17 protein-coding genes and 1 tRNA gene are annotated in these 18,098 nt (G+C 69.8%); 10 read left to right on the plus strand and 8 right to left on the minus strand.

All coding sequences use genetic code 11. The annotated features are described in order from the left end of the window. The first annotated feature begins 54 nt into the window (after nucleotides 1–54). The gene (gene lgt, locus ACIBF7_RS04665; protein WP_148035877.1) at nucleotides 55–918 is read left to right on the plus strand and encodes a prolipoprotein diacylglyceryl transferase; all 864 of its coding nucleotides are present in this window, start codon (nucleotides 55–57) and stop codon (nucleotides 916–918) included. A gap of 5 nt (nucleotides 919–923) precedes the next feature. Here lgt and ACIBF7_RS04670 read toward each other — a convergent pair whose 3' ends face one another. After that, on the minus strand, nucleotides 924–1,289 hold the full coding sequence (locus tag ACIBF7_RS04670; RefSeq protein WP_397196445.1) for a hypothetical protein: 366 nt from the start codon (nucleotides 1,287–1,289) through the stop codon (nucleotides 924–926). A gap of 92 nt (nucleotides 1,290–1,381) precedes the next feature. On the opposite strand from ACIBF7_RS04670, the gene sigJ reads away from it, so the two are divergent. The 3 genes from sigJ to ACIBF7_RS04685 all read left to right on the plus strand — a co-directional run bounded on the left by sigJ (nucleotide 1,382) and on the right by ACIBF7_RS04685 (nucleotide 7,043). Then, on the plus strand, nucleotides 1,382–2,272 hold the full coding sequence (gene sigJ, locus ACIBF7_RS04675) for an RNA polymerase sigma factor SigJ (RefSeq protein WP_397196446.1): 891 nt from the start codon (nucleotides 1,382–1,384) through the stop codon (nucleotides 2,270–2,272). A 63-nt stretch (nucleotides 2,273–2,335) separates the two neighbouring features. Next, nucleotides 2,336–4,423 carry a glycoside hydrolase family 6 protein gene (locus ACIBF7_RS04680; protein ID WP_397196447.1) on the plus strand — a complete coding sequence of 696 codons (2,088 nt, stop codon included), beginning with the start codon at nucleotides 2,336–2,338 and terminating at the stop codon, nucleotides 4,421–4,423. A 49-nt stretch (nucleotides 4,424–4,472) separates the two neighbouring features. Next, complete coding sequence (locus tag ACIBF7_RS04685; RefSeq protein WP_397196448.1) at nucleotides 4,473–7,043, plus strand: BTAD domain-containing putative transcriptional regulator; 2,571 nt, start codon at nucleotides 4,473–4,475, stop codon at nucleotides 7,041–7,043. A 14-nt stretch (nucleotides 7,044–7,057) separates the two neighbouring features. Here ACIBF7_RS04685 and ACIBF7_RS04690 read toward each other — a convergent pair whose 3' ends face one another. Next, complete coding sequence (locus tag ACIBF7_RS04690) at nucleotides 7,058–8,473, minus strand: hypothetical protein (protein WP_397196449.1); 1,416 nt, start codon at nucleotides 8,471–8,473, stop codon at nucleotides 7,058–7,060. A gap of 253 nt (nucleotides 8,474–8,726) precedes the next feature. Between ACIBF7_RS04690 and ACIBF7_RS04695 the strand changes: the two genes are divergently transcribed. Beyond that, nucleotides 8,727–9,617 carry an aminoglycoside phosphotransferase family protein gene (locus ACIBF7_RS04695; RefSeq protein WP_397196450.1) on the plus strand — a complete coding sequence of 297 codons (891 nt, stop codon included), beginning with the start codon at nucleotides 8,727–8,729 and terminating at the stop codon, nucleotides 9,615–9,617. Between the two features lie 19 nt (nucleotides 9,618–9,636). On the opposite strand, the gene ACIBF7_RS04700 is transcribed toward ACIBF7_RS04695, so the two are convergent. Beyond that, a complete protein-coding gene (locus ACIBF7_RS04700; protein WP_397196451.1) occupies nucleotides 9,637–10,275 on the minus strand; it encodes a TetR/AcrR family transcriptional regulator in 639 nt (212 codons plus the stop codon). 61 nt (nucleotides 10,276–10,336) lie between these two features. Here ACIBF7_RS04700 and ACIBF7_RS04705 point away from each other — a divergent pair, with 61 nt between their 5' ends. Next, on the plus strand, nucleotides 10,337–10,987 hold the full coding sequence (locus ACIBF7_RS04705; protein ID WP_397196452.1) for a class I SAM-dependent methyltransferase: 651 nt from the start codon (nucleotides 10,337–10,339) through the stop codon (nucleotides 10,985–10,987). Nucleotides 10,988–11,212: 225 nt separating this feature from the next. Here the strand turns inward: ACIBF7_RS04705 and ACIBF7_RS04710 are convergent, their stop codons facing one another. Continuing rightward, a complete protein-coding gene (locus tag ACIBF7_RS04710; protein ID WP_397196453.1) occupies nucleotides 11,213–11,716 on the minus strand; it encodes a hypothetical protein in 504 nt (167 codons plus the stop codon). 200 nt (nucleotides 11,717–11,916) lie between these two features. Between ACIBF7_RS04710 and ACIBF7_RS04715 the strand changes: the two genes are divergently transcribed. Next, nucleotides 11,917–12,543 carry a ClpP family protease gene (locus tag ACIBF7_RS04715; RefSeq protein WP_397196454.1) on the plus strand — a complete coding sequence of 209 codons (627 nt, stop codon included), beginning with the start codon at nucleotides 11,917–11,919 and terminating at the stop codon, nucleotides 12,541–12,543. Then, nucleotides 12,540–13,130, plus strand: a complete 591-nt coding sequence (locus ACIBF7_RS04720) for a ClpP family protease (protein ID WP_219546817.1) — start codon at nucleotides 12,540–12,542, stop codon at nucleotides 13,128–13,130. Before ACIBF7_RS04715 ends, ACIBF7_RS04720 begins: the two co-directional genes overlap by 4 nt. Nucleotides 13,131–13,157: 27 nt before the next feature. On the opposite strand, the gene ACIBF7_RS04725 is transcribed toward ACIBF7_RS04720, so the two are convergent. Next, on the minus strand, nucleotides 13,158–13,514 hold the full coding sequence (locus ACIBF7_RS04725; protein WP_397196455.1) for a helix-turn-helix domain-containing protein: 357 nt from the start codon (nucleotides 13,512–13,514) through the stop codon (nucleotides 13,158–13,160). 1,246 nt (nucleotides 13,515–14,760) lie between these two features. Here ACIBF7_RS04725 and ACIBF7_RS04730 point away from each other — a divergent pair. Together ACIBF7_RS04730 and ACIBF7_RS04735 are read left to right on the plus strand one after the other, a co-directional pair. Then, nucleotides 14,761–14,967: a cold-shock protein gene (locus ACIBF7_RS04730; RefSeq protein WP_397196456.1), complete on the plus strand. Its 207-nt coding sequence runs from the start codon at nucleotides 14,761–14,763 to the stop codon at nucleotides 14,965–14,967. Between the two features lie 358 nt (nucleotides 14,968–15,325). Further along, complete coding sequence (locus ACIBF7_RS04735; protein WP_397196457.1) at nucleotides 15,326–16,759, plus strand: DEAD/DEAH box helicase; 1,434 nt, start codon at nucleotides 15,326–15,328, stop codon at nucleotides 16,757–16,759. Between the two features lie 126 nt (nucleotides 16,760–16,885). On the opposite strand, the gene ACIBF7_RS04740 is transcribed toward ACIBF7_RS04735, so the two are convergent. The 3 genes from ACIBF7_RS04740 to ACIBF7_RS04750 form a co-directional block, all read right to left on the minus strand. Further along, nucleotides 16,886–16,958 (minus strand) — tRNA-Ala (locus ACIBF7_RS04740). Nucleotides 16,959–16,977: 19 nt separating this feature from the next. Continuing rightward, a complete protein-coding gene (locus ACIBF7_RS04745) occupies nucleotides 16,978–17,709 on the minus strand; it encodes an HAD family hydrolase (protein ID WP_148035898.1) in 732 nt (243 codons plus the stop codon). Nucleotides 17,710–17,724: 15 nt separating this feature from the next. Beyond that, nucleotides 17,725–17,844 (minus strand): DLW-39 family protein, encoded by a 120-nt coding sequence (locus ACIBF7_RS04750; protein WP_013130296.1) that lies wholly within the window; start codon nucleotides 17,842–17,844, stop codon nucleotides 17,725–17,727. Between the last annotated feature and the right edge of the window lie 254 nt (nucleotides 17,845–18,098).

The following is an 18,098-nucleotide window of genomic DNA, read 5'->3' on the forward strand; positions in this document are numbered from 1 at the left end:
CCGTACGCATCGCGCACGCGACGAATGGGGGCCGCATCGGCTACCGTCACGGTCATGCCCCTCGCCTCGATTCCCAGCCCTTCCGAAGGTGTCTGGCATCTCGGATTCATTCCGATCCGGGCGTACGCGCTGTGCTTCATCGTCGGCATCGCCTTCGGCGTCTGGCTCAGTCAGCGTCGCTGGCGCGCGCGGGGTGGCGAGGAGGGCGCGATCACCGACATCGCGGTGCCCGGGGTGGTGTTCGGCCTGATCGGCGCCCGCCTCTACCACGTCATCACCGACTGGCAGCTGTACTTCGGCCCGCGCGCGATCAAGGAGCCCTACCAGGCGCTGTTCATCTGGGAAGGCGGGATGAGCATCTGGGGCGCGGTCGCCCTGGGAGGCGTGGGCGTGTGGCTGGCCTGCCGCCGCCGGGGACTGTCCGTCAGCGCCGTGGCCGACGCGGTCGCGCCCGGCATCGCGTTCGGGCAGGCGATCGCCCGCTGGGGCAACTGGTTCAACCAGGAGCTGTACGGGAGCCCGACCACGTTGCCGTGGGGCCTGGAGATCGACCAGGCGCACGGCGGCCAGCCGGGCGTGCTCTACCATCCGACATTCCTGTACGAGTCGCTGTGGAACGTCGCGCTCGGCTTCGCCCTGATCTACGCCGGCAGACGGTTCACGCTCCGCCACGGCCGCCTGTTCGCCCTCTACGTCGCCGGTTACACGCTGGGGCGGTTCTGGATCGAAGGGCTGCGGATCGACCCGGTCGGCGGGGTGGACCACGCGGTCATGTTCCTGGACCTGCGGATCAACCAGTGGACCTCGATCGTGCTGCTCGCCGGGGCGCTGGTGTACTTCTGGGTGACCCGTCACAAGGACACCGAAGAGATCGTGGTGCCCGCTTCGCCCGAGCAGCCCGCCGCACGAGGTTCTTGAGGATGTCAAAGCTCCCGCGCCAGCGCCAGAACGCTCAGCCCGAACATCAGGACGCCGAGAGGGAGATGGATCGACGGCACGTGCGCGATGCCGAGCACGACCTGGACGGAGGCGAGGGCGAGGAAGCCGGCCGCCTGCCAGACGGGCCGGGGTGAGCCGCCGCCCGGCTTCCACGCCAGCACCGCCGCGAGCACGTACAGCACCGACGCCCCGAACATCACGCGGGCTCCCGCGCTGTGCAGCGTCTCTCCGTGGGACGAGGTCAGCAGCAGTCCGGCGGAGACCGCCTGAAAGAAGATGGTCAGGGTCTGCAGGGCGATCGCGACCCGCAGAAACGAGAGGCCGCGCTGTGCCGTCGCCTGGGTGGCCATGACAAGGTCTCCTTTCCGCCCGGAGGCGGTGCATGGATAAGGTCTCACCAGCCCGACGACGCGGGCCCGCGAAAGGTAAGGCGGTCGGCAGCGTGGTGACGGCCAGCACCGATGGGACAGCCGGTGAGCGGCGCCAACTGATCAACGTGGCCTACCGGTTGCTCGGTTCGCTGGCCGAGGCCGAGGACGCCGTGCAAGAGGCCTACGCGCGCTGGTACGCGCTGCCGCCGAGCCGGCAGGAGGAGATCGTGTCCCCCGGCGCCTGGCTGACGACGGTGACCGGCCGCATCTGCCTGGACGTGCTCGGATCGGCGCGGGCCCGGCGCGAACGCTATGTCGGCGCGTGGCTGCCCGAGCCGCTGCCCGACCGCGCCGAGTGGGACCATGGCCAGGGCGCCGACCCCGCCGACCAGTTGGTCCTGGACGAATCGGTGACCATGGCCTTCCTCGTCGTCCTGGAGTCGATGACGCCGGCCGAGCGGGTGGCGTTCGTCCTGCACGACGTGTTCCGTTACCCCTTCGCCGAGATCGCCGGCGTCCTCGGCCGTACCCCTGCGGCCTGCAAGCAGCTGGCGGCCTCCGCGCGGCGGCGGGTGGGCGTCGCGCGCGCTCCCGTGACGGCGGCCGGGCAGGCCGACACGGTGCGGCGGGTGAAAGAGGCATGGGAGACGAAGGACATCGCGGCCCTCGTCGACCTCCTCGACCCGGCCGCCGTGATGACCGCCGACGGCGGCGGCGTGGTCGGCACCGTCCTGCGCCCGGTCGAAGGCGGCGCGCGCATCGCTCAGTACATGGTCGCCATCGCCGACAAGGCGCCCGGGCTCGAACTCCTGGAGCGGTCGGTCAACGGCGTGCCGGGCCTGGTGGCCCGGCGTGCCGGGGAAGTCGTGGTCGTGGCCTCGTTCGATGTCGCCGACGGCCGTGTCACCCGGATCTGGGCGGTCCGCAACCCGCGGAAGCTCCGGCCGTGGATGTCGCCGTAGCTCGCACCGGGCGGAAGAGTGAGGTCTGGAAGGGCCACCGGCCGCGGGCTAACCTGACGGTCTATGACCTTGGAGGCGTTGCGCGACGGGGATCCACGCCTGGCCGGGCCGTACGTCCTGCTCGCCCGGCTGGGCGAGGGCGGGATGGGGGTCGTCTACCTGGGTGAGGGACCGGACGGCACGCGGGTGGCCGTGAAGCTCATCCACCACAGGATGAGCGCGGATGCCGACTTCCGCCGCCGCTTCGCCCGCGAGGTCGCCGCCGCCCGGCGGGTCGCCCGCTTCTGCACGGCTCCGGTGCTGGACGCCGACGTCGAGGGCGAGACGGCCTACCTGGTCACCGAGTACGTCGAGGGACCGAACATCGAGGACGTCGTGCGCCGGTCGGGGCCGCTGAAGGGCTCGGCGCTGGACGGGCTGGCGGCGTCCATGGCGGTGGCGCTGCGGGCCATCCACGGGGCGGGGGTGGTGCACCGCGACCTCAAACCGGCCAACGTGCTGCTGTCCCAGGTGGGGCCCAAGGTCATCGACTTCGGCATCGCCCGCCTCGCCGACGCGGAGATGAGCAGCGCGATCGTGGGGACGCCGGCGTACATGTCTCCCGAGCAGGTCTCGGGCTCGCAGGTGGGTCCCGCGTCGGACATCTTCTCGTGGGGCTCCACGGTGGCCTTCGCCGCGGCCGGGGCGTCGCCCTTCGGTTCGGGCTCGGTGCCCACGGTCCTCCTCCGCATCGTCAACGACCCCCCGGCCCTGCACGGGCTCTCCGGCCAGTTGCACGACGTGGTCGCGGCCGCCCTGCTCAAGACGCCCGCGGACCGTCCCACCGCCCAGGAGATCCTGGACCACCTCAGCACGTCCATCCCGTTACCCGTCGCTCCCCCGAACGACACGGGCGGGAGCGCCGAACGGGCCGGCCCGACCAGGCCACCCCGGTCCTCATCCTCCGGACCCGCACCGGCACAAGCGGCGCGCGTCGTGGACGGCCGGCGCAAGTGGGTGGCCGGGGCCGCTGCCGTGGTCGTCGCCACGGCCGGGGTGGCGGCGGCGTTCGCGTCGCAGGGGCAGGGCGTCCGGGATCCGACGGCCAAGGGTACGGTCGACACGCCGTCTCCGGCGGCCTCTCGAACCACCGCCGCGCGGAACCCCCTGCGGGCCGGGAAGGACGTCCGCTTCTACGCCCCACCCGAGCCGGAGGCCGACCGCCAGGCGAAGCTCTGGGCCGAGGACCGGCCGAAGGACGCCGAGCTCATGACGAAACTGGCCGCCATCCCGTACGCCATCCGCCTCGGCAAGCCCGAGGCCGGCGCCAAGGTGAAGGACGCCGTCACGGCCGCCGGGCAGCGGGACGCCGTGCCCGTGTTCCTGATCAACCGCCTGCCGGGCAGCGAGTGCGGCCCGGCCGCCTCCGCCGACCTCGCCGCCTACCACGACTGGATCAAGGGCATAGCCGCCCAGATCGGCGACGCACGCGCGGCGGTCATCCTGGAGCCCGGCAGCCTCGCCAGGCTGCCCGGCACGGCGAACTGCGACCCCCAGGGCTCCTCTGATCAGCGCTACGAAGACCTGCGCCAGGCCGTCCAGGCCCTCAAGTCCAACCCGAACACCGCCGTCTACCTCGACGGCGGCCAGGACCTCTGGCCGGGCACGGAACCCATGGCCGAACGCCTGATCGGCGCGAGCATCGACCGGGCGGACGGCTTCTTCGTCAACACGGCCGGCTTCCAGCGCACCGAGAAGGCCGTCGCGTACGGCAAGAAGCTGTCGGCCTGCGTCGCCGTCCGGCGCGCCACCGGCCGGAAGGACTGCCCCGCGGACGTGCGGGCGGACCCGGCCGCCATGCCGCACTTCGTCGTCGACACCGGCAGGAACGGCCAGGGCTCCTGGGCCCCGGCCAGGAGCTACCCCGACCCGCAGACCTGGTGCAACCCGCCGGGCAGGGGCGTCGGCGACCGGCCGACCACGGCGACGGGCGAGGAGCTGGTGGACGCCTACCTGTGGATCGCGCGGGCGGGCACGTCAGGAGGCCGGTGCCGGCGCGGCACCGACGGCGAGAAGGACCCGGAGCGCGGCGTCGTGTCGCCGGAGGCGGGCGAGTGGTGGGCCGAGCTGGCCCTCGAACGGGCGAAACTGGCCGACCCGCCCTTGCGGTGAGGCCCGCGCTCATCGTCCGCGCGAGCGGGCTTCCTGATAGGGAGGAGCCGTGGAGTTCCGCATCATGGGCCCGCTGGAGGTCCGCGACACCGACGGCAAGAACTGCACCCCGACCGTGCGCAAGCATCGCGATCTCCTGGCGATGTTCCTGCTCAACGCGGGCCGGCCGCTGACGGCCGAGCGGCTGCGCAGGCTGCTGTGGCCGCACGAGGGCGGCGACCGGTCCGACTCGCTCGTCCGCGGGTACGTGGGGCAGCTCCGGCGGCTCATCGGACAGGGGACGATCACCACTGTGTCCGGCGCGTACCTGCTGAACCTCGGTGACGGGCAGCTCGACGTCGATCGGTTCCGGCTGCTGGTGGACCGGGGCGCGTACGAGGAGGCGCTGGCCCTGTGGCGCGGCGAGGCGCTGGACGACGTGGACCCCGAGGGCGAGCGGTGGGTGGAGACCCGGCGGCTGCGCGAGGAGCTGGAGGAGCTGCGGCTGCTGGCGCTGGAGCGCCGGGTGCAGGCCGACCTGGACGCCGGGCGCCATCGCGAGCTGCTGGCCGAGCTGCGCCGGCTGACGCGGCAGCACCCGACGTGGCAGCGGTTCCGCGGCCAGTACATGCTGGCGCTCTACCGCAGCGGGCGCCGGGTGGACGCGCTGGCCTCGTACGCGGTGCTGCGCGACCAGCTCGACGGCGGCCACGCCATCGAGCCGGACCCGGAGCTCCAGCTGCTCTACCATCGCATGCTGCACGACGACGCCTCGCTGCACGTGTCGGCCGGGCCGCCGGTGCTGCTGCCGCCCGACGTGGCCGACTTCACCGGCCGGGCCGAGCTGCTGGAGGACGTGGCGGGCGGCCTCGTCGTGGTGCACGGGCAGGCGGGGGCGGGCAAGTCGGCGCTGGCCGTGCACGCGGCGTGGCGGCGGCGCCCCCACTTCCCCGACGGCATCCTGTACGCCGACCTGCGCGAGACCACGGCCCCGGCGGCCGTACTGGAGGACTTCCTGCGCTGGCTCGGCTGCCCGGCCCGGGCGATGCCGGCCGCGCCTGAGCAGCGCGAGCGGCTGTTCCGCACTTACACCGCCAACCGCAAGCTCCTGGTGGTGCTGGACAACGCCGCCGGCGAGGCGCAGGTGCGGCCGCTGCTGACCTCGTGCCCGACGATCGTCACCAGCCGTTCCCCGCTGGGCGGCCTGCCCGGCGCGCGGCGGCTGCCGGTGGGCGTGCTGGACGACGGTGAGGCGCTGGAGCTGCTGGTCAAGAGCTCGGGCCGGGCGGCGGACGGCGCCTTGCGGCGGCTCGCGCGCTTCTGCGGCGGCCTGCCGATCGCCCTGCGCATCGCGGGCTCCCGGCTGGCGGCCCGCCCCGAGTGGACCGCCGACTATCTGGTGGGTCTGCTGGAGGACGAGCACCAGCGGCTCGACCGGCTGCGCGCGGGCGACCTGACGGTGCGCAGCGTGTTCGCGATCGGGTTCGACGGGCTGCCGGAGGCGGCGAGTCTGACGTTACGCGGGCTGGGCGCGCTGTCCGCGCCGGACTTCGCCGACTGGGTGACCGAACTGTTCGGCGGGCAGGCGGAGGCGCTGGTGGACGCGGGCCTGCTGGAGACGCACGGCGTGGACGCGGCCGGGCAGGTGCGTTACCGGCTGCACGACCTGACCCGGCTGTTCGCGCGCGAGCAGCCGGCGCCGGGGACGCTGGCGAAGCTGGCGGACGTGGCGCTGTCGCGCGTGCGGGCGTCGCGGTTCCCGCTGGTGTCGGGAGATCCGGCCACGGCCGTGGCGACCAGGGACATCAGGGAGTCGGTCGAGTGGCTGGCGGCCGAGCGGGCGTTCCTGGTAAGCCTGGTCGCCGACCTGGGCGCCGCCGGGCTGGACGACGGCTGCTGGCGGCTGGCCCACCTGCTGACGCCCTACCTGGAGCGGCACCGGTTCCTGGACGACTGGCGGACCTTGGCGGGGCTTGCGATGGAGTCGGCGCGGCGGGCGGGCGACGGTCTGGGCGAGGCGCTCATCCTGCTGGACCAGGGTGACCTGCACCTGGCCGAGCGGGACTGGCAGCGGGCGGAGGAGCGGCTCCGGCTGGCGGTGGAGATGTTCCGGAGCCGGGGACACGCCCGCGAGGTCGCCCACGCCACGCGCCGGCTCGGCCGCGTCCACCTGGAGCTGGGCCGCCTGGCGGAGGCGGAGCGTGCCCTGCTGGCCTGCCTGGATGCGGCGGAGAACCAGCGCGACGCCGCAGACGCCGAGCAGGTTCTCGGTGTCATGCTGCGCCGCGCGGGCCGGCCGGACGAGGCCGCCGACCGGCTGCTGGCCGCCGCCGGTCGCCTGGCCGAGCTCGGCGACCGGCACCGCCAGGCCGACACGCTTCTGGAGCTGTCGGCCGTACACCTGGCGCAGGGCGCGCGACCGGACGCGCGCGCCGCCGCCGAACGGGCCCGGAGCATCGCCGTACGACTCGGCGACCGGCTGCTCGACGCGCAGGCCCTGCTGGCCCTGGCGAAGGTCAACCGTTCGGAGGGCGCGACCGTACGCTCGCGCGAGCTGGCCCGGGCGGCGCTGGAGGTCTTCGAGGAGACCGGCGACCGCCAGGGCGGCGCGAACGCCAGGTCCCTGCTGGCGCTGCTCTGAGCTGCCCGGCTCGGTCAGCCGACGCAGCCGGGGACGCTGTTGGGTGGGGCGCAGTTGTTCGGCCGATTGCCCCTGACCACGCTGTCGCTCAGCGTGACCGCGCCGGACTCTTCGAAGATGCCGCCCCCGTCGCCGGCTGTGTTGCCGGTGACGACGCTGTCGGTCAGGCTCGCCGAGCCGATGGCGTTGAAGAGGCCACCGCCGCGTGCCGTGCCGGGGCCCAGGGCTGTGGCGACATTCTTGATGATCTTCGATTGGCTGCTTGTCAGGGTGCCGCCGGCGGAGTTGTCGATGCCGCCGCCCACGGCGCTCCTGCCACGGGGGGCACTGACGATGTTGCCGATCACCGCGCTGTCGCGCAGGGTGAGCTGACCGCCTGGGCCGATCCGGATCCCGCCGGCCAGCGCGTTGCCGCCCTCGGCGATGGCTCGATTGCCGGTGACGTGCGTGCGGGTCATGAGCATGGTGCCGGTGTACGCGACTCCGCCGCCGGTCACGGTGCCACGCCAGGCGCTGGCGGTGTTGCCCCGGATGAAGGTGTCGGTCACGGTCATGTCGACCGCGCTGGTCAGCGCGCCCCGCGCGGTGCCGCCCGGGGCACTGGCGCGGTTGCCGCTGATCGTGCTGTGGACGATCGTCGTGGCGGCGAAGGCGGCGTGGCCGGCGCCGAAAGCGAAGCTGTCACGGGATCTCCTGGTGACGTGGACGGTGTTGCCGGTCACCCGGCTGTGCCTGACCGTCATCGGGCCGTCGTTGGCGATCCCGCCGCCCGCGGCGGCGCTCGGGTCGGTGCCGGTGTAACTGGCGGTGTTGTAGCTGACGTCGGTGTTGTTCAAGGTCGCGGTGCCGTCGCTGTCGATGCCGCCGCCCTCGGCGAAGACCCCGGACGTGGCGGTATTGCCGATCACCCGGCTGTGGTTCACCGTCAGGGTGCCTTGGTTGTTGATGCCGCCACCGCAGACCAGCCCGGGAGGATTGGGCGGGGCCGGCGCACCGGGGCAGTCCGTCGCCCTGCCGCCGCTGATGGTGGCCCTGTTGAGCGTGAGGGTGCCCGTGCCGGCCACGAGGAGGATGCGGAAGGCGGGGGCGGTCTTGGCCCGCGTGATCGCCGCGCCGTTGCCGTTGATCGTGATGTCGCTGGTGATGGCCGGCAACCCGTTGGCGGGGTTCGCGGTATCAGGACGCACCAGGCGGTAGTGGCACCTGTGGGACAGGTTGAGCGTGTCGGGGCCCGGCGAGTTGTTGGCGTTCCTGATGGCCCTGACGAGGTCCGAGACCGAGCACCTCACGGACACGGTGGCGGCGTCGGCGGGCAGGGCCGGGAGCGTCACGACGCCGGCCGCGAGGCTCGCCGCGACCAGGAGCCGGGCCGGAAACGCTCGCCGGACGTCGCGGGCCGGGCCCTGCGCGCGGAATCTCTGCCAGGACATCAGGGAACTCCTCTTTCCTCTGCACCGGAGCACGCGGTTGCTCCACAGATGGGTTCTAGCAGTAGCTCTCTGCAAGGTGGCTGTAACCCTGAGTGCGGGCGTGTCGCGACGGCCGTCGACTGATCTTTGGCAGCTTCCGGGCGGCGGGTGACCAGCCCTGCCGAAATTCGGTCGACAGGCGAGCCGCGGTGCACTGCGATGGTTCAGCCGCCCGCCGCACGGAGCGGGCCGATCGCAGGAGTTCTTGGCAGCCGTGAGAACGACGGACACCCGGCCCACGATCGATGCCGCGCTGGTCAGGAAGCTGGTCGATACGCAGTTCCCGCAGTGGGCCGCGTTGCCGCTGGAACTGCTGGATCCGGCCGGCTCGGACCATGTGATCTACCGGCTGGGCGAACAGCTGTCCGTCCGGCTGCCCCGCCACAGCGGCGCCATCGGACAGGCCGAGAAGGAACTCGAGTGGCTGCCCCGGCTCGCCCCGCGACTACCCCTGGCCATCCCGGTGCCGGTGGGCGTGGGTGAGCCCGGCTTCGGCTATCCGTGGCGGTGGGCGGTGTCCTCTTGGCTGGAGGGCGAGGTGGCGACCGTCGAGGCACTGGCCGACTCGTCCACGGCCGCCGTCCGACTGGCGGAATTCCTGGCAGCCCTGCGACAGTTCGCGCCCGAGGACATCCAAGCCCTGGCGACCCGTGAAAGCCTCCAGGGCCGCCCGTTGGTGGACCGGGATCGCGCGACGCGAGCCGCCATCGCCGAGGTCGGCGAGGTGTTCGACGCCACCGTCATGACCGAACTGTGGAACGCGGCCGTGAACGCTCCCGGATGGGACCGCCCTCCGGTCTGGTTCCACGGCGACTTCCACACCGGCAACCTGCTGACCGTCGACGGCCGTCTCAGCGCGGTGATCGACTTCGGCGGGCTCGGCATCGGCGATCCGGCCTGTGATCTGATGATCGCCTTCACCCTGATGTCGGCCGGCAGCCGGGCCGCCTTCCGCGCCGCGCTCGACGTGGACGACGCCACCTGGACCCGGGGTCGCGGCTGGGCCCTCGCCACCGGCCTGAACGCCTACACCGCCTACGCCGCTGTCGACCCGAGGGTCGCCGCGCAGACCACCCGTCAGATCACCGAGGCCCTCATCGGCTAGATCAGAACCTCCGCCCACTTCACCCTGGGTCGGCGCAGAGCTGGGAGGTCAGAGCGGTGCGGGCCCACTCTTCCCACGTGTCCGGTGACCAGCCGCGGTCACGGACGAAGATCAGGTAGAGCTGCGGGCTGAGCAGGCCGAACAGCAGGTCAGCCGCCATCTCGACAGAGAGGCCGGGACGGGCGTCGGGCTTGCCGGCCAGGGCCTCGGCCGCCGCGTGCTGCACGGTGTAACGCGGGTCGGGACCGTCCGGCCACTGCGCGGCGATCTCAGGGTCGGTGGCCGCGGCGGCCGCGATCAACGGCATGATCGGGGCGACCCGGCCCAGGATCTCGTGGGTGCCGCGGATGTGCGCGCGCAGTTGCCCCGCCGCGGTGGGCTCGGCGCAGGCGGCGCGGAACCACTCACGATCCATGATGGCGACAGGCTCGGTGTCCCCGGCGATGGACGTGTCCACCACGTCCTTGAACAGCGTGCGCTTGTTGCGGAAGACGAAGTAGACCGTCTGGACGGCCACGCCCGCCCGGTCCGCGACCTCCTGAAGGCTCGTCGCCCCGTACCCCTGCGCGACGAACAGCTCGCGAGCCGCCTCGATGACCTTCGCCCGGGTGCGGCGTGAGCGCTCGGCTCGCTTGTCCGGCCGATTGACTCTGTCCATATTGCGAGTATAACTTTAGAGAACAACACTAGAGTTTGACTCTGAATTCTTGGAGGGGACGATGGACCAGCCCAACACGGGCCCGACCTCAACGCTGCGAGACCAGGAGGAGGAGTCCGTCCATCGCGCGCTGGAGGGCTACTACCGCGCCGGCAAGCCGCCGTGGGACACCGGCGTGACGCCACCCGAGCTGGTGGCCCTGGTAGAGGGGCACGGCGCGCCGCCGCCCGGCCGCGCCCTCGAACTCGGTTGCGGCACGGGGACCAACGCGATCTACCTCGCCCGGCACGGCTGGGAGGTGACGGCCGTCGACCTGATCGACAGCGCCGTCGACCAGGCCCGGGAGAAGGCCGAGGCGGCTGGGGTGGCGGTGCGACTGCTGCACGGAGACGCCACCCGCCTCGACGAGCTGGACGCGCCCGGGCCCTTCGACCTGTTCTTCGACCTGAGCTGCTACTGCGGGATCCCCCTGCACCGCCGCGACGCCTACGCCGCCGGACTCACCGACCGCGCCACTCCCGGAGCACGGTTGCTGATGTTCGGGTACGGTCCCGAGCCGCTCGGCAATCCCACCCCTGAGGTCACGTCGTGGGCGGCGGGCGTCACCGCCGACGAACTCCACGCCAGGTTCACCGGCTGGGAAGTGATCGACGTCACACCGGGCACCAACTCGGTGCCGACCTTCTGGTTCACCCTGCGACGCGACGCCTAGCGATCTCTGGCCGCCACCCGCTGTTGACCGCGTTCGTCCTGGACGGGAACGAGGGCATCATCTTCGTCAGTCCGGACAAGGGCCCGCTCCGCACTGACTCCCCTGAGATCGTCACGACTGCGCGTCTCATCCGAAGAGTCGCGCCGAACGCTCAAGAAGCTTGGTGATCATCTGGACTCGTAGCGGCATCCAGCGCCGACAAAGGCGAATGAGGCCGTTCCCCGATCATGGGGAATGGCCTTTGACGTGGGCCGATGACTTACGCCTCCTCCGTCGCGCCCTTCGTGCGGACCTCTGACGCACCGAAGCCGCCTCCGGCTCCCAACCAGACCACCGAATCAAGGCGATGGAGACGCCTAGGAGGACCGTGAACCCACCCGCGAGAACGTTCAGCCCCCCGAGGCCTACCTCTCCGTCTGGATCGCCGATCCCGGCAGGTCGGCCTTCGGCCCAGTCCGCCATGGCCCACGCCTGCGTCGCTACAACCACACCGAACATGATCGTGGCCGCAGCCAGCACGTAACCGGGAGGACGCGTCCACGACCGCCTCGCGACAAGCACGATGCCGATCAGCAACCCGAGCGGGACGGTCACGAGCTGACCCAAGTTCAGGCCTATCAGAGCCGAGAGACGGAGGTGCTCGAAGTCGCTGCCACGATGACCCCCTAGGAACGGGATCACCATGACGCCACCGATGAGCCCGAGTGCCAAAAACCGGAGTATCGCCACGCGCACCATCATTGTGGGCGTGCTCACCCAAGCGCCATCTCAGCCGTACTTTGCAGCTGCACAAGATCGAAAAGGCCACTTCCCGGTCACGGGAGGTGGCCTAAGAACACGGAACGGAACTCGAGTCCCGCTGCTCAGAGCAGATCTGCCCCAAGCGGATCGTGTCGACCTCGGTCCGGATCGCCTCACATGATGGGCTCATGAGCGGAGAATCGAATCTTCCACTGTTCAATTCGCGGGTCAGGCGCGAACTCTACGACCAGCGCGTTCTCGTTCTCGACGGCCCTCTCGATGACGACAACGGGACGCTGCTGGCCACGCAACTGATTGCGCTCGCCACGCAGGACGCCTCGGCGGACATCGCCTTGTGGATTCACTCGCCGGGTGGGTCGGTTCCCTCGATGCTCGCGATCCGCGACATCATTCGACTCATTCCCTGTGACGTGTCGACCCTCGTGCTGGGCATCGCTTACAGCGCCGGGCAGTTCTTGCTGTCGTCGGGCGCCCCAGGGAAGCGTCGCGCCCTGCCACACGCACGTGTCCTGATGCACCAGGGCTCGGCGGGAATCGGTGGCACCGCAGTCGACATCGAACTGCAGGCCGGCGACCTTCGGCATACTCGCGACACGGTGCTCGGCCTCATCGCCGAGGACACGGGGCAGTCCGTCGAGCGCATATTCGAGGATTCTCTGCACGATCGCTGGTACACGGCGCGAGAGGCACTGGACTACGGCTTCATAGATGCGATCGTACAAAATTTCGACGAAATCGCGCCGCGCAATCGCCCACGGCTCGGATTCGACGTGACCGAAGGAGGCGGCCAGTGAGCACGTATACGATTCCCAACGTCATCACGCAGAATTCTCGTGGCGAGCGCATCATGGATGTCTACTCGCACCTGCTCACCGAGCGGATCATCTATCTGGGCACCGCGATCGACGCGGGCGTCGCCAACGCTCTCATCGCCCAACTGATATTTCTCGAGTCGGACAACCCCGATGCCGAAATACAGTTCTACATCAACTGCGAAGGCGGGGATCCGAGCGCGATGCTCGCGATATATGACACCATGCGTCATATCCGCCCCCGGGTTTCGACCACCTGCGTCGGACAGGCCGTCGCGGTGGGTGCCGTCCTTCTTGCCGCGGGCGCCGAAGGAAAGCGTGCCGCTCTCCCGCACGCACGAGTGATCCTGCACCAACCAGCCGCTCAGGGACGCGGCACGATCCCCGATCTCATCTTGCAGGCTGACGAGGTCGTCCGTGTCCGAGCAGACATCGAGCGCATACTGTCGCGGCACACCGGCCAGACGATCGAGACCCTACGCGCCGACACCGATCACGATCGCGTGTTCACCGCGACCGCTGCCTTGGAGTACGGGCTCCTCGATCAGATCATCGAGGAGCGTTCATAGGCCAGAGGATGACCCGGGCAAGCCACGCTACGCGGCCAGAGCGTACGCCGCCGAGCAGGTAGCGCCTCTCGACGTGCTGTTCTGAGCAGACCGCAAGCTCTCGGCAACGGCGAGGGTCAGATCGACCAGGGTCACGTCCAGCGCGCCGGCGACCGCAGCGATCATTTCACTCGACGGCTCTTTGACGCCTCGTTCCATCTCGGAGAGATACTGCGGCGAGACCCCGGCGCGACGTGCCGTCTCGCTCAACTTCTCGCCCCGCTCGTGACGAAGACCTCTGAGACACTCACCGAGCGCGTGCCGCCACAGTGGCTCGCGCGCCGGAGACGGCTTGGAGTTGGTCCGATCGATCGCTGAACGTAGCGGCGGGATGGAAGGGGCCATGCCTCACCTTAGACAGGTGCCGCGTTCGAAGTCGGCCTGATCCGCGCAGAGCGGAATCGTCCCCGTCTTCTCCGATCCGGCCGACGGCGAATCACGCGGCGGTCGGCAAGGTGGCGGGTCCCTCCACGAATGGCCGTGGAGGGTATTGCGCGGACCCTGCCTCGTCGCGCCTCACATCCCTAGCGGGCGAGCGAGGACCGCCAGTGATCCGAACGCGAGCTTGTCTGCTGGTAGTCCCGCGTGCAGTGCTCGGCTCACCCACCGGGGCCTTCCTCGTCGTTCAGCTGTGGACGCCGACCCAGAGCATCGCCGACACGTCTGGACGCGGGGTTGAGCGTCAGGATCCGCCAGACGGCCAACGTGATGTCCCGGTGGCGGAGCCGGCGCGCCGGAGGCACGCCCCTGGAAGCACAGCCCGAGCGGAGCGAGGACCTTTTATGAGGGGTGGGCAGCCACGGCCCATCCCTCAGATGGTTAAGGGGTGGGTGGAGGTGGTGAGGACCAGGGAAGCCGGGCCCCTCCCCGATTCACGAGGGGTGGCCTTCTTTGTCAGCACGATCACCAGGGCCGTTGGATAACCCTCGCCGCACAGGGGACGGCAATCGGCATCAAAGATGCCATACGTCCGCATCATCCCGGAGGCGGTCTCCGTCCGAGGCGTAGATTGGTGGAGTGAGCCGGATCCGTCGCGTTGTCGCACTGGTAGTGATCGCGATGGGAGCAGTCGTTACCGTGTTGTGCGAGCCGGTGATGTCGCTGCTGGAACGGATCCGCTGGCCGAGAGGCCGTGGCCGACACTCCACAGAAGCAGCTCTTCCATCCTCTCCACGCGCGCGGCTTCCGCGCGAAACCGGCCCTTAGCCCGCATGCTTGCCCGGTGACTGCTCTGTAGCTCAGGTTTGCCGACGAGACCGCGAATCACAGGGCCGACGGGGCAAACCTCTTAGGCGGTCCGCTCGACCACGATGGTTGAGCGGCGCCGTAGCTGAACAAGATCGAAAAGGCTACTTCCCGATCATGATCTTCAGGCGCAACGGCGGCGGGGCATGCGCAGCACGCCTGAACGTGTGCTATGTTGAATCCAGTTGCAGTTGTGGTACCCATAAGAACTTGTGTGCACCTGACGGTATGTAGCCTCAGGTGCATTTTATGTTTTCCGGTCATCTCCGGGTGTGTGGTCCTATCGCGGCGACGCGAAGTTCGTCCGATGCGGATTTCGGCTTTGCACCTATCAAAGGAGATCAACATGGCTTCTGGCACCGTGAAGTGGTTCAACGCGGAAAAGGGCTTCGGCTTCATCGAGCAGGACGGCGGCGGCGCCGACGTCTTCGCCCACTACTCCAACATCGTCGCCAACGGCGGCTACCGCGAGCTGCGCGACGGCCAGAAGGTGACCTTCGACGTCACCCAGGGCCAGAAGGGCCCGCAGGCCGAGAACATCGTTTCCGCCTGACACCGACGCACCACGCAGCTGGGGCCCGCGCCATAGGGTGTGGGCCCCACCGCGTTGCTTTTGTGGTACCCAACGTGCCGTGACGGCCTCACAAACCGCACAGGGACAGCATGTCTGTTCTTCCGCCGCACACCGGATGGACCACTCATGGCTCCGGTTCGGGCATAAGTCCGCTCCAGCCCTCTGACCGGCATCGCAGCCGCCGTTCTTTCCGGCGAATGCCGACCATTTCGACGCACGAGGCCAGGCTGTTTTCCGCCGGCCCGGCTCGTCTTTTCTTCGGCTCGTGCTCGCTGTTCTTTGTGCGCTCATCGCGCCGAGAATCACTTGACACGTGCCGCATCGAGGAAGGTTCTGCATGAACCATGCAACTCGCACGCACGGCCGCTACTCCCCCACCCGCACGGGCGGCTCTGCCAACGCCGGCAAGGGTGACCGACTCGGCTCGCCCGCTCGGGGCCGTTCAGGCGCCCCCAGCCGTTCCAGTGGTTACGGGCGACGTCCCGCCGCTCCCCAAAGGGAGTTCGCACTGCCGGTCACCGTCACCCCGGCCCTGCCCGCAGCCGCGACATTCGCTGAACTCGACATGCCTCCCGCGCTGCTGAAGACGCTCGCCAGCCTAGGTATGAAGGAACCGTTCCCGATCCAGGCGGCCACGCTGCCGAACTCCCTGGCCGGCCGGGATGTCCTTGGGCGGGGACGCACCGGGTCAGGCAAGACACTCGCCTTCGGCCTGGCCCTGCTCGCCCGCACTTCCGGACAGCGCGCCGAATCCCGGCAGCCGCTGGCTCTGATCCTCGTTCCCACTCGGGAGCTGGCCCAGCAGGTCACCGACGCGCTCACCCCGTACGCCCGGTCACTGAAGCTGCGGCTGGCCACCGTCGTCGGCGGTATGTCGATCGGTCGGCAGGCCAATGCGCTGCGTGGTGGTGCCGAGGTCGTCGTTGCGACCCCGGGGCGGCTCAGGGATCTCATCGAGCGCGGCGACTGCCGCCTGGATCAGGTCGGCATCACCGTGCTGGACGAGGCCGACCAGATGGCCGACATGGGCTTCATGCCTCAGATCACCCACCTGCTCGACCAGGTGCGTCCCGGGGGCCAGCGGATGCTGTTCTCCGCCACTCTGGACCGCAACGTCGACCTGCTGGTACGCCGCTACCTGACCGACCCGGTGGTCCATTCGGTTGACCCCTCGGCGGGCGCGGTCACCACGATGGAGCACCACGTGCTGCACGTCCAAGGCGCCGACAAGCAGGCCACCACTGTGGAGATCGCTGCTCGCGACGGCCGGGTGATCATGTTCCTGGACACCAAGCACGCCGTGGATCAGCTCACCGAAAACCTGCTGAACAGTGGCGTACGCGCCGCCGCGCTGCACGGGGGCAAGTCCCAGCCCCAGCGCACCCGCACCCTCGCCCAGTTCAAGACCGGCCACATCACGGTGCTGGTGGCGACCAACGTCGCGGCCCGCGGCATCCACGTCGACAACCTCGACCTCGTCGTCAACGTCGACCCGCCGAACGACCACAAGGACTACCTGCACCGCGGCGGCCGCACCGCCCGCGCCGGCGAGTCCGGCAGCGTCGTCACCCTCGTCCTGCCCAACCAGCGCCGTGACATGACCCGCCTGATGGCCGACGCCGGCATTGTCCCGCAGACCAGCCAGGTCCGTTCGGGCGAGGCCGAACTAGCACGTATCACGGGCGCCCAGGCTCCCTCAGGGATCCCCGTGACCATCACCACACCGGTTGCAGATCGTCGGGCGGGACGGAACGGCCGCCGATTCAGGTAGCGGTGGATCACCGCCCGGCGGAACAGGACCTCGAAGACGTCGATCAGCGAGTGTAGCTGCAGTTTGCAGCTGCACAAGATCGAAAAGGCCACTTCCCGATCACGGGATGTGGCCTTCGACATGCGGTGGAGCCTAGGAGATTCGAACTCCTGACTTCCTGCTTGCAAAGCAGGCGCTCTGCCAGCTGAGCTAAGGCCCCTTCGAACAATGAAGATAGCCTACCGAACCGGCGCCGGTATCCGCGCGCCTCCCAGGTCGCCGCTCAGGATCAGCTCCGGGAGTGCGCCGACGGACGGTAACACGTGGGTGGCGCCGCCGCCGACGAGGCGGTCTCGGCTGTGGCCGCTGTCGGTGAGGATGCCGGCCACGACGGCGGCGCCGGCGCGGTGGCCGGCGAGCATGTGGCTCTCGGAGTCACCGGCGACGGCCACCTGACGGACGTCGGGGATGCCGAGGCGGAGGACGGCGTGCAGGACCATGTCGGGCCAGGGGCGGCCGCGGCCGCCCGCGTCTTCGGGGCTGATGGCCAGGTCGATCTTGTCGTGCCAGCCGAGGATGCCGAGGACGCGGCCGAGGGTGGTGCGGCTGAAGCCGGTGAGCAGGGCCAGCCGGATGTCGGAGCCGCGGAGCTTGTCGAGGACCTCGACGATGCCGGGGGCGGGGGTGAGGCCGGAGCGTTCGAGGGCGCCTTCGTAGGCGCGCTCGAAGGTCAGGTTGGCGGCCTGAGCCCGGGCCTCGTTCTCGGGGAAGATGCCCCGGAAGACGTCGATCTTGGGTTGCCCCCGGGACCGGTGCACGTGCACCATGGCACGTGCGTACGCTCCGGTCCCGGGGACTATGCCCTGGGTGGCGATCGCCTCGGCGAACGCGCGCTCCACCGTGGCGATGTCGCCGACCGTGGTGCCTGCCAGGTCCAGGCACACCAGCTTGATGGGGACGATGTCACTCATCGCCTCGCCGGTCGGTTAGTTCTCGCTACCGGTCGCCTCGGTCCAGAGATCGAGCTCTGCCCGATCGGCCTGCACCTTGCGCCAGATCAGCAACCCCCCAAGGGCGACCAGCGCCAGAACAAGCAGCTTCTTCACTGTGTGACCCCACTTCTTCGACGGTCTCGCCCGCTGGGCAAGACCCAACGGATGCTTTGCAGCCTAGCAAGGGATGGCGGCGGTCCCCGTGTTTGCGCGGACCAGATGTCGGATTGTTCAAGGAACACGCGGCGCCGAGGATTGACATACCCCCTAGCCGTATATATCGTCCTCCACATACCCCCTCCAGGTATGCACAACCAGGGTCAAGACATACCCTAGGGGGGTACGGTGTTAGACTCGATACAAGGCAT

The sequence above is a fragment of the Nonomuraea sp. NPDC050478 genome (genome assembly GCF_044458265.1).
Lineage (GTDB): Bacteria > Actinomycetota > Actinomycetes > Streptosporangiales > Streptosporangiaceae > Nonomuraea > Nonomuraea ferruginea.